Source organism: Kitasatospora sp. NPDC008115, assembly GCF_042957205.1.
Taxonomy (GTDB): Bacteria; Actinomycetota; Actinomycetes; order Streptomycetales; family Streptomycetaceae; genus Kitasatospora.
Genome location: NZ_JBIBHU010000046.1, coordinates 1 through 13786 on the forward strand (window position 1 = coordinate 1; position 13786 = coordinate 13786).

The 13786-nt window shown below is 73.8% G+C and carries 13 protein-coding genes; 7 read left to right on the plus strand and 6 right to left on the minus strand.

Annotation, left to right across the window (positions count from 1 at the left end; genetic code table 11):
* Window positions 1–149 precede the first annotated feature (149 nt).
* From ACFZBX_RS35035 to ACFZBX_RS35055, 5 genes are all read right to left on the minus strand, one after another.
* On the minus strand, window positions 150–1148 hold the full coding sequence (locus ACFZBX_RS35035; RefSeq protein WP_391537856.1) for an ABC transporter permease: 999 nt from the start codon (window positions 1146–1148) through the stop codon (window positions 150–152).
* Window positions 1145–2059 carry an ABC transporter ATP-binding protein gene (locus ACFZBX_RS35040; protein WP_391537857.1) on the minus strand — a complete coding sequence of 305 codons (915 nt, stop codon included), beginning with the start codon at window positions 2057–2059 and terminating at the stop codon, window positions 1145–1147. Before ACFZBX_RS35040 ends, ACFZBX_RS35035 begins: the two co-directional genes overlap by 4 nt.
* Window positions 2060–2089: 30 nt before the next feature.
* Window positions 2090–2491 (minus strand): GntR family transcriptional regulator, encoded by a 402-nt coding sequence (locus ACFZBX_RS35045; protein WP_391537858.1) that lies wholly within the window; start codon window positions 2489–2491, stop codon window positions 2090–2092.
* A gap of 96 nt (window positions 2492–2587) precedes the next feature.
* Window positions 2588–3304: an MOSC domain-containing protein gene (locus tag ACFZBX_RS35050; protein WP_391537859.1), complete on the minus strand. Its 717-nt coding sequence runs from the start codon at window positions 3302–3304 to the stop codon at window positions 2588–2590.
* 91 nt (window positions 3305–3395) lie between these two features.
* The gene (locus ACFZBX_RS35055; protein WP_391537860.1) at window positions 3396–4136 is read right to left on the minus strand and encodes a cyclase family protein; all 741 of its coding nucleotides are present in this window, start codon (window positions 4134–4136) and stop codon (window positions 3396–3398) included.
* A gap of 67 nt (window positions 4137–4203) precedes the next feature.
* On the opposite strand from ACFZBX_RS35055, the gene ACFZBX_RS35060 reads away from it, so the two are divergent.
* From ACFZBX_RS35060 to ACFZBX_RS35085, 6 genes are all read left to right on the plus strand, one after another.
* Complete coding sequence (locus ACFZBX_RS35060) at window positions 4204–4866, plus strand: UbiX family flavin prenyltransferase (protein ID WP_391537861.1); 663 nt, start codon at window positions 4204–4206, stop codon at window positions 4864–4866.
* Window positions 4867–4995: 129 nt separating this feature from the next.
* Window positions 4996–5457 carry an Lrp/AsnC family transcriptional regulator gene (locus ACFZBX_RS35065; RefSeq protein WP_380758900.1) on the plus strand — a complete coding sequence of 154 codons (462 nt, stop codon included), beginning with the start codon at window positions 4996–4998 and terminating at the stop codon, window positions 5455–5457.
* Window positions 5458–5477: 20 nt separating this feature from the next.
* Window positions 5478–6440 carry a threonine/serine dehydratase gene (locus ACFZBX_RS35070; protein ID WP_391537862.1) on the plus strand — a complete coding sequence of 321 codons (963 nt, stop codon included), beginning with the start codon at window positions 5478–5480 and terminating at the stop codon, window positions 6438–6440.
* A 91-nt stretch (window positions 6441–6531) separates the two neighbouring features.
* On the plus strand, window positions 6532–7695 hold the full coding sequence (gene mqnE, locus ACFZBX_RS35075; RefSeq protein ID WP_391537863.1) for an aminofutalosine synthase MqnE: 1164 nt from the start codon (window positions 6532–6534) through the stop codon (window positions 7693–7695).
* Between the two features lie 119 nt (window positions 7696–7814).
* Window positions 7815–8999, plus strand: a complete 1185-nt coding sequence (locus tag ACFZBX_RS35080) for a L,D-transpeptidase family protein (RefSeq protein ID WP_391537864.1) — start codon at window positions 7815–7817, stop codon at window positions 8997–8999.
* A gap of 162 nt (window positions 9000–9161) precedes the next feature.
* On the plus strand, window positions 9162–10106 hold the full coding sequence (locus ACFZBX_RS35085) for a beta-ketoacyl-ACP synthase III (protein ID WP_391537865.1): 945 nt from the start codon (window positions 9162–9164) through the stop codon (window positions 10104–10106).
* A 189-nt stretch (window positions 10107–10295) separates the two neighbouring features.
* Here the strand turns inward: ACFZBX_RS35085 and ACFZBX_RS35090 are convergent, their stop codons facing one another.
* Window positions 10296–10943, minus strand: coding sequence for a TetR family transcriptional regulator (locus ACFZBX_RS35090; protein ID WP_391537866.1), 648 nt, complete (start codon window positions 10941–10943; stop codon window positions 10296–10298).
* Between the two features lie 457 nt (window positions 10944–11400).
* On the opposite strand from ACFZBX_RS35090, the gene ACFZBX_RS35095 reads away from it, so the two are divergent.
* A complete protein-coding gene (locus ACFZBX_RS35095; protein ID WP_391537886.1) occupies window positions 11401–13755 on the plus strand; it encodes a PQQ-binding-like beta-propeller repeat protein in 2355 nt (784 codons plus the stop codon).
* Window positions 13756–13786 lie beyond the last annotated feature (31 nt).

Genomic DNA, 13786 nt, shown 5'->3' on the forward strand with positions numbered 1-13786 from the left:
CCCGGCCCCCCCCCCCCCCCCCCCCCCCCCCCCCCCCCCCCCCCCCCCCCCCCCCCCCCGCGCCGCCGGGCCCCCGCGGGGGGGGGCCCCGCCCGCCGCCCCCCCCCCCCCCCCCCCCCCACGGCCGGTCGCACCGCCCCGGCCGGGCCTCAGGAGATGCGGCGGATGCGGCGGATGGCGATGGTGATCAGCAGGGCGGACAGGGCGAGGAAGAGGCCGGTTTCGATGGCCTGGAAGGTCCAGAAGCGGTCGGCGGGCTGGTACTCCTGCCAGTTGGTGTAGGGGCCGGGACCGAAGCCCTCCTGGGCGAAGTGGGCCACGCAGCGGGCGGTGCCCCCGGGGTCGCTTGCGGCGTCCGGGCCGCAGCCGACGCGGGCGTCGGAGAGGACGAGGTTGCCGGTGCCGTTGCGGACGCCCTCCTGGTAGATCCAGGAGCCGCTGAAGCGGTTGGCCATGACGGGGCTGTCGATGGCGTAGCTGAGCGTCTTGGCCGGCAGGAAGGCGGGGCGGGCGAGCAGTTCGACGAGGGCCCGGACGGCGATGAACGCGGCGAGCGAGAGGCCCATCGCGGGCAGCACCCGGCGGCTGAGCGTTCCGGCGAGGATGCCGAGCGCGACCGCGAACAGGGTGTAGCCGATCGGCGCGACGCCCTGGACGTCGAAGATCAGGTAGCGGAAGCGGCCGAGGCCGTTGGCGGCGAGCGGGCCGAGCCACCAGGAGGCGCCGAGCGCGTAGCCGACGGACAGGACCAGCGCGACCGCGCCGACCAGGCCGAACTTGGTGAGGATCCAGCGCCGTCGGCTGATGCCCTGCGTCCAGACCAGCCGGTGGGTGCCGTTCTCGACCTCCCGGGCGACCAGCGGGGCGCCGAGGAAGAGGCCGGCGAGGACCGGCAGCAGCACGAAGAGGACGGCCAGGAAGGCGGTCGAGTCGTACTGGTTGGCGAAGCGCTGGCTCAGCACCTCGCAGCTGTCGCCGCTGACGAACTCGGCGTCGCCGAGCCCGCGCAGGCAGGCGCCGAGGCCGGAGTCCTCGAAGGCCGCGCGCATGGACAGGCCGGTGGGCACGAGGACGGCGGCGAGTACGGCGAGCGCCACGGCCGTCCACAGGGCCTGCTTGCGGTGCTGGCGCCAGGTCAGCCAGATCATGCGGCCGCCTCCGAAGCCGGGAGGCCGGTGGAAGGACCGGCGGAGGCACCGGCGGAGGCGCCGAGGTGGGCCAGCACGAGGTCCTCCAGGGTGATGTCCTGCACGGTCCAGCGGCTCTCGTCCACCGGTCCGTCGACGCGCACCAACAGGGTGGACTGCCGCTCGGTGTGGCTGGCCCGGATCACCGAGGCCACCCCGGGGACGGCGGCGCCGTCGGGGAGCCGGGGGCCGATCAGCCGGCGGTGTCCGCCGAGCAGGTCGTCCACCGGTCCGGCGAGCTGGACGCGCGAGGTGTGCAGCAGCACCAGGTGGTCGCAGACCCGTTCGAGGTCGGCGAGCAGGTGGGAGGAGAGCAGGACGGTGGTCCCGTACTCGCCGACGGCGCCCATCAGGGCCTGCATGAACTCGTGCCGGGCGAGCGGGTCCAGCGCCGCCACCGGTTCGTCGAGCAGCAGCAGCCGGGGCCGTTTGGCGAGCGCCAGCGCGAGCGCGACCTGGGCGCGCTGTCCGCCGGAGAGCCTGCCGACGGGCTTGCCGGCCGGGATGCCGAGGCGGCCGAGCCGGTCGCGGGCGATGGCGGCGTCCCAGCCGCGGCGGTTGAGCCGGCCGCCCATGGTGATCAGCTCGGCGGCGGTGAAGTCGGGGTAGAGCGGGGTGTCCTGGGCGACGAAGCCGAGGTCGGCCAGGGCGTCGCGGTCGTGGCGCGGATCGCGTCCGAAGACGCGGGCCCGCCCGCTGTCGGGCTTGAGCAGGCCGACGGCGAGGTGGAGCAGGGTGGACTTGCCGGCGCCGTTGGGGCCCACCAGGGCGGCGATCCGCCCGGCGGGGAGTTCCAGCGAGCAGTCCTGGAGGGCCCAGGTCCGCCCGAAGCGTTTCCCCAGCCCTTCGGTGTGCAGAGCGATATCCGTCATGTGTCTCCCCCAAGATGACTGTCGGACCGGTCAGGTTTCGCGGGTCGGCGGCCGGTCGAGCGTGGCCCGCAGGGTGGTGTCGACGAGCGCGGCGATGTCCTCGCGGGCCAGCCCGGCGGCCTGCGCCTTTCCCAGCCAGACCACCAACTCCGCGCGCAGCTCGGCCTGGTGGGCCAGCGAGGGGCCGGCCAGGGTGCGGACCAGGAACGTCCCCACCCCGGGCCGGCCCTCGGCGAGTCCCTCCAACTCCAGCTCGCGGTAGGCCTTGAGCACGGTGTTGGGGTTGATCGCCAGGGCCTGGGCCACGTCCCGCACCTTGGGGAGCCGGTCCCCCGGTTGTGCCAGTCCGACCCGCAGTGACTGCTTCACCTGGAGGACCAGCTGCATGTACGTGGCCACGCGTGAGCGGCCGTCGAGCACGAACTCGATCACCAGTTGTTCTCCTGTCTTAGGACAGTAAGACAGGATAGGCGTGCGTCAGTCAAGTAGTGAAGGGACAAGCGGAATTGACGCAGGCTTCGGAAAGGATCAGGCCAGCGTCAGGGTGTCCCCGACCGAGAGCCGGCCGGGGGCGGCGACCTCGGCGAGGGCGTCCAGGCGGGAGTCGTGGAACTGCGCGAGGGCCTTGAGGATCTCCGGCGCGTGCGGCAGCCCGGGCTGGGCGGCGGTGGTCATCGCGCAGCGCTCGCTGGAGCGGACGAAGGCGAGCCGGGCGCCGGAGCGCGCGGAGCCGTGCGCCCGGCGTCCGAACCAGGCGTCCTCGGTGAACGGAGGAGTGCCCGGCGGGGTGCGCAGCAGGATGTTCGGGCGGAACCGGCGGACGTCCACCACGGCGGACGGCGCGGCGTCGGCGACCCAGTCCAGGGTGGCGGTGGTGAGCACGCTGACCGGGAGCTGGTCGAAGTGCGACACGGCGTCCTCGCGGGCCAGCTCGACGTCGTCGCGCTGGAGGTAGGCGCGCAGGAAGGCGGTCGGGTCGATGACCGGCCGGCCGAGCGGGTCGAACAGCTCGGGGCCGTCGAGCCGGTGGCCGAGCCTGGCGGAGAGCCGGAGCAGGCCGTCCATCCGCCGGAACCGGCGGGTGTTCTTGCCGGAGCCGAGTTTGCCGTTGCCGTCGCGCACGGCGTAGAGGCGGTCGCCCGCGAGCCCGCGGTCGTCCACCTCGACGGAGTCGAGCCGCTCGCCGCCGGTGGACTTCACGGGGTAGCGCCAGAGCTGCTCGATGACTCCGATGATCTCTGCCATGGCCGGAAAGCGTAGCGCCGCCCGCCGATGATGGTCTAGACCAAGTCCCCCGGCCCGGCCAGGTGTTCGAACCGGGCCGGGGTCCGGCGGCTCACCCGAGCCGGGCGACCGCCCGCACCGGGGCCCCGTCGGCCGCCACCAGCCGCAGCGGGAAGAGCGTCACCTCGACCGGCCGGCCCGCCTCCTGGGCGGTCAGCAGCAGCCGCAGATCGGTCAGGTTCTCCGCGATCACCCCGCCGCCCGGCGCCCCGAGCAGCACCCGGTGCGCGGCCAGCGTCGGCTCCTCGGCGGCCGGTTGGTCGTGCTCGTCGGTGAGGTCGGCGAGCAGCGCTGCCACCGCCGGGTCGCCCGGGCCCGGGTCGGGCGTCGGGTCCACGCTGAGCGCGTCCACCCCGACCGTGCGCACCCCGGCGGCGACGATCGCCTCGGCGGCCCGCGCGGTCAGGCTCGGGTGGGCGAGGTAGGCGTCGGTGCCCCAGTGCCGGACCCAGCCGGTGGCGAGCAGCAGCACGGTGCCCTCGCCGACCCGCTCCAGCGCGGGCGCGAGCAGCTCGGCGGTGATCGCGGCACGCGGCTCCAGGCCGCGCAGGTCGGCGACCACCGCCGGGCCGGTGAACCGCTCCAGCGGCAGGCCGTCCAGCGTCGGCCAGGTGACGTCGACGTGGTACGGCGCGTCCACATGGGTGCCGGACTGCGAGCCGAGGTGAAGGGCGAGCACGTTCACCCCGGCGGTGGCGGTGGTGAGGGCGGGCTCCAGGAGGACGGCCGGATCGCCGGGGTAGACCGGCATCGCGGTGGTCACCTGGTGGGTGAGGTCGACGAGGGTGGCCATGGCGCCCATCCTCCCAGGGCGGGCCGGGGCGGGAGGAGGGGCGGAGTGGAGATAGAAAGTAGGCACTATGGAAAAGCCTGAGCAGCCCGTCCGCCGTCCCTGGGTCGTGGGGGTGTCCGGCGCGTCCGGCACCCCGTACGCCGCCGCGGTGATCCGCGCCCTCCTCGCCGCGGGCGAGCCGGTCGACCTGGTGGTCAGCCGCGCGGCCCGGCTGACGATCCTCGACGAGACCGGCATCGCGTTCCGGGACGCGCACTGGCGCGACGACCTGGCCGCCTGGCTGGGGACGGCGGAGGGGCTGGACGACGTCAGGTACTGGCCGGCCGGGGACTTCGCGGCGGGGCCGTCCAGCGGCTCGTACCCCGCCAAGGGGATGCTGGTGGTGCCCGCGACCACCGGCGCGGTGGCCGGGATCGCGCTCGGCCTCAGCAAGGACCTGCTCCAGCGGGTGGCCAGTGTCACCCTCAAGGAGCGGCGTCCGCTGGTCGTCTGCGTCCGCGAGACGCCACTCAACGGGGTGACGTTGAAGCACTTGGTGGAGCTGGACGCGCAGGGCGCGGTCGTGCTCCCCGCCTCACCCGGCTTCTACGCCGGCGGCTCCACCGTCGGCGAGCTGGTCGGATTCGTCGCCGGACGGGTCCTGGACGCCGTCGGCGTACCGCACACGCTGTACCGCCGTTGGGAGGGCGAGTTGGGCGCGGCGGCCCGCGCGAGCGAACGGTCGGCCTGAGGGGGAGTGAGGGACCGCAGGACGGGAGAGTATGTTCTCTGCGATATCCGGGTTGGTCCGAGCATGGCGCCTTTGAATCCGGATAATGATCTGTGGGTCTGGCGAGGTTCGGAAGGACGCGGACGGTATATGGACACGGTGGACAGGCAGCTCATCCAGGCGCTCCGCGAGAACGGCCGCGCCTCCTACGCCGAGCTGGGCCGGCTGGTCGGCCTCTCCGGCCCCAGCGTCACGGACCGCATCAACCGCCTGGAGCAGGCCGGCGTCATCACCGGCTACCGGGCGACGGTCAACCCGGCCTCGCTCGGCTTCGGGGTCACGGCGCTGATCGGCCTCCAGTTGACCGACGCGGCCGACCACGAGGACGTCGCGTTCCGGCTGAAGGACCTCGGCGAGGTCGAGGACTGCTGGTTCATCGCCGGTGACGACTCGTACATGCTCAAGGTCCGGGTGCCGGACGTCGAGGGCCTGGAGTCCGTGGTGAAGCGGATCTCGGGCACCAAGGGCGTGGCCCGCACCCGGACGACCGTCGTACTCTCCACCAAGTGGGAGAACCGGGTCAGCGAACTGCCGCTGGCCGAGGCCGAGTAACGCACGGGGAAGTGGCGGTCATGGCACTGGTCGGTCTGGAGGAACTGCGCGCGGCCCGGGAGCGGATCGCGGGCGTCGCGGTGCGCACCCCGCTGGTCCCCGCCCCCTGGGCGGCGGACGGCGAGCGCCGGCTCTGGCTGAAGCCGGAGAACCTCCAGCCGACCGGGGCGTTCAAGGCCCGCGGGGCGTACAACCGGCTCGCCGCGCTGGACGACGAGGAGCGCGCCCGCGGCGTGGTCGCCCAGTCCAGCGGCAACCACGCGCAGGCGGTGGCGTACGCCGCCCGGCTGCTCGGGATCAAGGCCGTGATCGTGATGCCGGACACCTCTCCGGCGGTCAAGGTCGAGGCCACCCGGTCGTTCGGCGCCGAGGTGCTGCTGGTGTCGCCCCAGGAGCGGGACACCGTGCCCGCCGAGCTGGCCGAGCGGCACGGCTACGTCTGGGTGCCGCCGTACGACGACCCGTTCATCATCGCGGGCCAGGGCACGGTCGGCCTGGAGATTGCCGAGGACGCCCCGGCGGAGCTGGACACCGTGCTCGTCCCGGTCAGCGGCGGCGGGCTGATCGGCGGCACGGCGGCCGCGCTCAAGCTGACCCGCCCGGGCGTGCGGGTGATCGGCGTCGAGCCCGAGCTGGCGGCCGACGCGCAGGCCAGCCTGCGGTCCGGCGAGCGGATCAGCTGGCCGGTCGCCGACACCTACCGGACGATCGCCGACGGCCTGCGCACCCCCTCGGTGGGCGCGCTGCCCTTCGAGCACCTCACCGCCTACGTGGACGACATCGTCACCGTCACCGAGGACGAGATCCGCGCCACGGTGGCGCTGCTGGCCCGGCGCGGGCGGATGGTCGCCGAGCCGTCCGGCGCGGTCGCCCCGGCGGCCTACTTCCACCGGGCCGCCGAGCTCGGCGGACGGGCCGTGGCGGCCGTGGTGAGCGGCGGCAACATCGAACCGTCGCTGCTGGCGGAGCTGCTCGCCGGCTGACCCGCGCGGGGCGGCTGCCCGCGAACCGCCCCGGGTGGGGGCGTACGCTCGTTCCGGCAAGGATTCGAAGTCGGAGGAGGCGGGGCACCGCATGGACGCAGGGCTCAAGCGCGAGCTGGAGGCGAAGGTCTACGCGGGGGAGCGGCTTACCCGGGAGGACGGGATCGCGCTCTACGAGAGCGACGACCTGGCCTGGCTGGGCGGCCTCGCCCACCACGTGCGGACGCGGAAGAACGGCGACGTCGTCCACTTCAACGTCAACCGCCACCTCAACATGACCAATGTGTGCAACGCGTCCTGCGCGTACTGCTCGTTCCAGCGCAAGCCGGGAGAGAAGGACGCCTACACGATGCGCATCGAGGAGGCCGTCCGGCTCGCCAAGGCGATGGAGGTCGACTCCCTCACCGAGCTGCACATCGTCAACGGCCTGCACCCCACCCTGCCGTGGCGCTACTACCCGCGCTCGCTGCGGGAGCTGAAGGCCGCGCTGCCGAACGTCTCGCTCAAGGCCTTCACCGCCACCGAGATCCACTGGTTCGAGCGGATCAGCGGCCTGCCCGCCGACGAGATCATGGACGAGCTGATCGACGCCGGCCTGGAGTCGCTGACCGGCGGCGGCGCGGAGATCTTCGACTGGGAGGTCCGCCAGCACATCGTCGACCACGACACCCACTGGGAGGACTGGTCGCGGATCCACCGGCTCGCCCACAGCAAGGGCCTCAAGACGCCGGCCACCATGCTGTACGGCCACATCGAGGAGCCCCGCCACCGGGTGGACCACGTGCTGCGGCTGCGCGAGCTGCAGGACGAGACCGGCGGCTTCCAGGTCTTCATCCCGCTGCGCTACCAGCACGACTTCCACGACTCCAAGGACGGCGTGGTGCGCAACAAGCTGATGGCGCGCACCGAGATGGCCACCGGCGCCGAGGCGCTGAAGACCTTCGCGGTCTCCCGGCTGCTGTTCGACAACGTGCCGCACGTCAAGGTCTTCTGGGTGATGCACGGCGTCGCCACCGCCCAGCTGGCGCTCAGCCACGGCGCCGACGACATGGACGGCTCGGTCGTCGAGTACAAGATCACCCACGACGCGGACAACTTCGGCACCCCGAACAAGCTGAGCCGCGAGGATCTGCTCGGCCTGATCCGGGACGCCGGCTTCCGCCCGGTCGAGCGCAACACCCGCTACGAGGTCATCCGCGAGTACGACGGTCCTGACCTGGCCCGTCGGGAGACCCCGCAGGCGATGCGCCTCTGACCGAGGCCCGTGCCCTTGGCCGCCGCCCGGCCTTTGAGGCCCGGGCGGCGGCTTCTTCACGGGGCCCGCACAGGACCCCGGCTTTCCCAACCCCGCCTCCGTTTGGCAGGATCGGCCACATGTCCGGTTCCCATCGCACCTCCCCGTACCCGTCGTACGAGCCGGTGTACGAGGCACCGCAGCCTTCCCACGGCGCACCGCAGCAGCCGTACGGCGGCCGCCAGGAGGACGACGGCCCGCTGTACGAGGCACCGGACGCCGGGTACGCCCACCGGACCCGGGACGAGTTCGACGCGTACGACACGCCGTTCCAGGAGCACCCCGCCCGACCCGCGTCCCCGCCGGAGCCGTCGCCGGCCCCGCTGCCGCGGCAGCGGAGCACCGCCGCGGCCCCGGCCGGTGGCCGCGCGGCCGCCCGGGGGCACCGGCGCAAGCCCAAGAAGAAGCGCACCGGCCGGGTCGCCGTCGCCGGGACCGCCCTGCTGCTGGCGGCCGCCGCCGGCTGGTACACGGTCGGCCCGGACACCGCCAGGCCCGGGGTGACCACCGCCGACGGCCCCGGCCCCGAGGGCGTCGAGGGCGGCCGTCCCGCCGCCGCGCAGCCCGCCGCCGACCAGGCCTCGCCGACCGCCGCCCCGGCCGCCCAGGCCGCCGACGCCCGGCAGGCCGAGACCCCCGCCGCCGCCCGCAGCGAAGCCCGCGCTGACGGCTCGGTCGAGGCGATCCCCGGCCTCGGCGCCTCGTTCGCCGGCCGGATACCCGCCGACACCACCCAGGTGGTGCTGGCCACCGGCGAGGGCAAGGACACCAACAAGGCCGCCGTCACGCTCTGGACCCGCACCGCCGAGGGCCGCTGGCTGGCCGGTGAGACCTGGCAGGGCCACAACGCGTACAAGGGCTGGACCACCGACCACAACGAGGGCGACCTGCGCAGCCCGATCGGCGTCTTCTCGCTCACCGACGCAGGCGGCCGCAAGGCCGACCCGGGCAGCAGGCTGCCGTACGACAAGGACGCCAACTTCGTGGTCTCCGGGACGGGCTTCGCCGGCGAGCAGCTGGCCGGCTCCTTCGACTACGTCGTCGCGATCAACTACAACCGGGTCCCCGGAAAGTCCCCGCTCGACCCGCGCCGCCCGAACGGCTCGACCAAGGGCGGCGGCATCTGGATCCACGTCGACCACGGCGGTCCCACGCACGGCTGCGTCTCCATCCCGGAGGACAAGATGGCGCAGCTGATCCGCACCCTCGACCCGGCCGCCCGGCCGGTGATCGTGATGGGCGACGCGGCCTCGCTGGCGGCCTGAACGGGCCGACGGGCCGAATCCTCCGTCCCCGGCGCGCTCCGGCGCCGGCGCGGCGACCCGTGTGCCGCAACGGCCCTTGTCGGCCTCCTACAGCATCCCGGCGCGGATCCTGTAGCCGGTCGCGACCCGCTGACCAGTGGGTAACGCGGTTGAGTGGGCAGCATGAGCGGTTCGCGCATCGTGGCACTCGGCCACTACCAGCCCCCCAAGGTCCTCACCAACGACGACCTGGCGAAGCTGGTCGACACCGACGACGAGTGGATCCGCAGCCGGGTGGGCATCCGGACGCGGCACATCGCGGAGGGCGAGACCGTCGTCGACCTCGCCACCGAGGCGGCGCAGAAGGCGCTGGCCAACAGCGGCCGGACGGCGTCCGACGTCGACCTGGTCGTGGTCGCCACCTGCACCGCGGTGGAACGCAGCCCCAACACGGCCGCCGCCGTCGCCGCCCGGCTCGGGGTGCGGTCGCCGGCCGCCTACGACATCAACACGGTCTGTTCGGGCTTCTCGTACGCCCTGGCCACCGCCGACCACGCGATCCGGGCCGGAGCGGCCCGTACGGCGCTGGTGATCGGCGCGGAGCGGATGTCGGACACCCTGGACTGGACCGACCGCTCCACCTGCGTGATCTTCGGCGACGGCGCCGGCGCGGCGCTGGTCGAGGCCCAGGAGGACGACCAGGAGCCGGGGATCGGCCCGGTGGTCTGGGGCTCCGAGCCGGAGAAGGGCGACGCGGTGGTGATCACCGGCTGGGACCCGGTGATCAGCCAGCAGGGCCAGTCGGTGTTCCGCTGGGCGACCACGCAGATCGCCCCGCTGGCCCGGCAGGCCTGCGAGCGGGCCGGGATCGACCCGTCGGAGCTGAAGGGCTTCGTGCCGCACCAGGCCAATCTGCGGATCATCGACGCGATCGCGAACCGGCTCGGGGTCACCGACGCGGTGGTGGCCCGGGACGTCGTGGACTCCGGCAACACCTCGGCGGCCTCCGTCCCGCTGGCCTTCTCCAAGCTGGTCGAGCGCGGCGAGCTGTCCCCCGGCGACCCGGTCCTGCTGTTCGGCTTCGGCGGCGGCCTCGCCTACGCGGGCCAGGTCGTCCGCTGCCCGTGATCCACCTGTTCTGACACCCTCCGACATGCCTGTGGGCGGTCACCCTTGCCGGGTGACCGCCCACAGGCGTGTCATGGCGCGCTGCGGACCGCCGGCGGACCTCCCCCGAGGACACGGCCGCCGTCCGTCGTACCCCGGACAGGAGGCCGGGGCGCGCGCGAAGCGGAAGGTGGGTCGGAGCGGATCGGTCTACTTGGGCGCCTTCCTGCCGGTGACGCCCAGGTACACCAGGGGAGCGAGGTTGGGCTTGAGGTCCTTGACCTTGACGCCCCAGGAGGTGAAGGCCTTCTGGTGCTCGGCCGCCGAGGCGAGCAGCGAGACCAGCGACCCGGCGACCGCGGCCGGATCGAGCGACTTGTCGGCCTGGCCCTTCGCCTGGAGTTCCTTGACGGCCTCCGTGAGCGGTTTGGCGACCGCGTTGAGGACGGTCATGCGGATCTTGAAGAACCGCTTGTCCCCTTCGGCGGCACCGAGCGTGACCACACGGAGAATGGCGTCGTTCTTGCGCCAGAAGGCGAGGAATCCGTCGACCAGTTCTTCCGAAGTGGCCGTGCCGGACTTCCCTGCCCAGGACTTTCCGGCCACCAGCTCTTTGAGCGTGTCGGCGTCCTTGGCCATTTCCTCGGCGATTTCGAGGACGGCGCCCTCGACATCCGGGAAGTACTGGTAGAAGGTCGCGGGGGAGGTACCCGCCATACGGGCGACGTCGATGACCTTGACGTCCCGATAGGGCGACGTGCTGAGCATCTCGCGGAGGCAGTCGAGCAGCTTCTGCCGCGTCTCCTGTCCGCGTCGCCCGGCGACGCGACCGTCGACGGTGCGAACTTGTCCTGTCATGCCGTCAGCTTACCGTGGCCCGATCTTGGCGCGATTCGGTGATGTGACAATTACTCCGCACGGGGGTTGGTATAGCCGCTCAGGGCGCTTCGGATGGATATTCACGGGCCCCCGCGCCCCTCCTTGACGCCCCCCCGTGCACCGGCGACGCCACAGGGTGACGAACCCTTCGCTGAGGGGTTATCGAGTAACGGAGCGTGACGGTTATCGCGGGGGTGTGAGTTGCCCCTCGCGACACGCCCGGGCGTGTCGGGTGCAAGTCGAGGCCGGAGCGGACGTCAGAATCCGGCCGTTCCGGCGCCGCTGACCGGGCAGTGGAGCCGCCCTCCGGCCGGACACCGCTCTGGGCGGGGGAGGTTGGAGATGGGCCGGGCGGCATTGGAGAATCGGGTCCGGCACCACGCGGTGGGTGCGCGGCACCACGCGGGCGGTGCTCAAGACGGGGAGGTGGCAGCGGGTGGACCAGCTGACGGCGCACGATCCGAGGCGGATCGGGCCCTTCGAGGTGCTGGGGCGGCTCGGGGCGGGTGGCATGGGCCTGGTCTACCTGGCGCGGTCGGCGTCCGGCCGGCGGGTGGCGATCAAGACGGTCCGGGGGGAACTGGCCGAGGACGAGCTGTTCCGGGTCCGGTTCGCCCGGGAGATCGAGGCCGCCAAGACGGTCGGCGGCTTCTACACGGCGGCCGTGGTGGACGCCGACGCGGACGCCCGGGTGCCCTGGCTGGCCACCGCTTACGTCCCGGCGCCGTCCCTGGAGGACCTGGTCACCGACTGCGGGCCGCTGCCGGTCGGGGCGGTGCGCTGGCTGGTGGCCGGCATCGCCGAGGCCCTGCAGTCCATCCACGCCGCCGGGCTGGTCCACCGCGACCTCAAACCGTCCAATGTGCTGGTCGTCGAGGACGGCCCCCGGGTGATCGACTTCGGCATCGCCGCCGGGGTCTCCAGCACCCGGCTCACCATGACCAACGTCGCGGTCGGCACCCCGGCGTACATGTCGCCGGAGCAGGCCAGGGACAGCCGGGGCGTCACCGGCGCCAGCGACGTCTTCTCGCTCGGCTCGCTGCTGGTCTTCTGTGCCACCGGCCACCCGCCCTACCGGGGCGCCAACCCGGTGGAGACGGTCTTCCAGCTGCTGCGCGACCAGCCCGACCTCTCCGGTCTGCCGGCGGAGCTGGCCGACCTGGTGCGCGCCTGCATGCGGCCGGCGCCCGAGCACCGGCCGACCCCGGAGCAGATCCAGGCCGAGCTGGCCCCGCACCTGTTCTCCCGGGACGACGCCTCCGGCGAGGCGGGGGACTGGCTGCCGCCGGCCGCGCTCGCCCTCATCGAGCACAAGCGGGGCCGCCGCCAGCCGCCGCCGGCCGCCCCGTCGCAGCATGCGGCGCCGCACCCGCCGCACCAGCGTGCCCCGCACCCGGCGCCGGGGTCACACCCGGGCCAGGACGATCCGCGCACCAGGGCGGTCGCCGGGCACGCCCCGCCGTCCGCCGGGCCGGTGCACACCGGACCGCCAGGACCGGACACCGAGGCCGCCACCGAGAAGCTGGCCGCCCCCAGCCGGCACCGCCGGCCGGTGGTCGACGAGGGCGACGAGGTGCGGCTGCCCGGCGCCTCGGTACGGATAGGGCCGGGGCCGCGCGCCGAGCAGGCCGGCCCGGGCGCGCCGCCCGCCGAGACCGACTGGGTCCGCCGGATCACCCCGCCCCCGGCCGCCAGGGCGGCCCGCTGGCGCCCCTGGCGGTTCCGGATGTCCAACGACGTCTGGGGCACCCCCGTGGTCGCCGACGGCACCCTGTTCGTCTCCAGCTTCGAGGTGCACGCCCTGGACATCGCGTCCGGGCAGCGCCGCTACAAGACCCGGGACGTCGCCTGGGCGCTCGCCGTGGACGCCGGCCGGGTGCACGCGGCCGACGGCCCGCACCTGTACACGGTCGACGTCGCGGACGGCACCGAGCGCTGGCGGCACTCGCTGAACGGCTGGGTGTACTCGCTGGACGCGGCCGAGGGCGTGCTCTGCTGCGGTGTCCGGGGCGGCGGCGTCCAGCTGCGCTCGGCGGCCACCGGCGCCGAGCTGTGGCGCGCCGACGACGCCCAGCAGGACTTCGAGAACCCGCAGTCCGGCCCGGCCATGGTGGGCGGCGCGGCGTACTACTACGGCGGCGGGCGGCTGCGCTGCGTGGACCCGCGCGGCGCCGGACTGCGCTGGTCGGTCCCGGTCGGCGAGGACGTGCCGTCCCGCCCGGTCGAGCGCTCCGGCGTGCTGTACGTGACGGCCGGCACCCGGGTGTACGCGCTGGACGCGGCGAGCGGCGCCGAGCGCTGGCGCTTCGAGGCCCCGGTGGTGCTGTTCACCCCGCCGGCGCTGGACGCCGACGCGGTCTACGTCGCCGACTACCTCGGCACGGTCTACGCGCTGGACGCGGCCACCGGCCGGGACCGCTGGCGCGCGGTCACCGGCACCCGGCAGGGCGCCGAGCCGGTGGTGGTCGGGGACGGCATGGTGCTGGTCGGCAGCGGCGAGGTGCTGTACGCGTTCGAGGCGGGCGGCGGCCGGGAGCGCTGGCGGTACACCGCGCGCGACGAGATCGTCGGCTCCCCGGCGGTCGCCGACGGGCTGGTGCACCTCGGCAGCCGGGACCACTCGCTGCACACCGTGGACCTGGCCAGCGGTCAGCTGCGCTGGGAGCTGGGCACCAAGGGCGAGCTGACCGGCTCGCCGGTGGCGGTCGGCGGGAAGGTCTTCGTCGGCAGCAAGGACCGCTGCGTCTACGCGCTGGACGCCTTCTACGGCACGGCGGTGCCCTCGCACTGACCGGGGGAGCGGGCGGCGGGAGCCAGGGGCC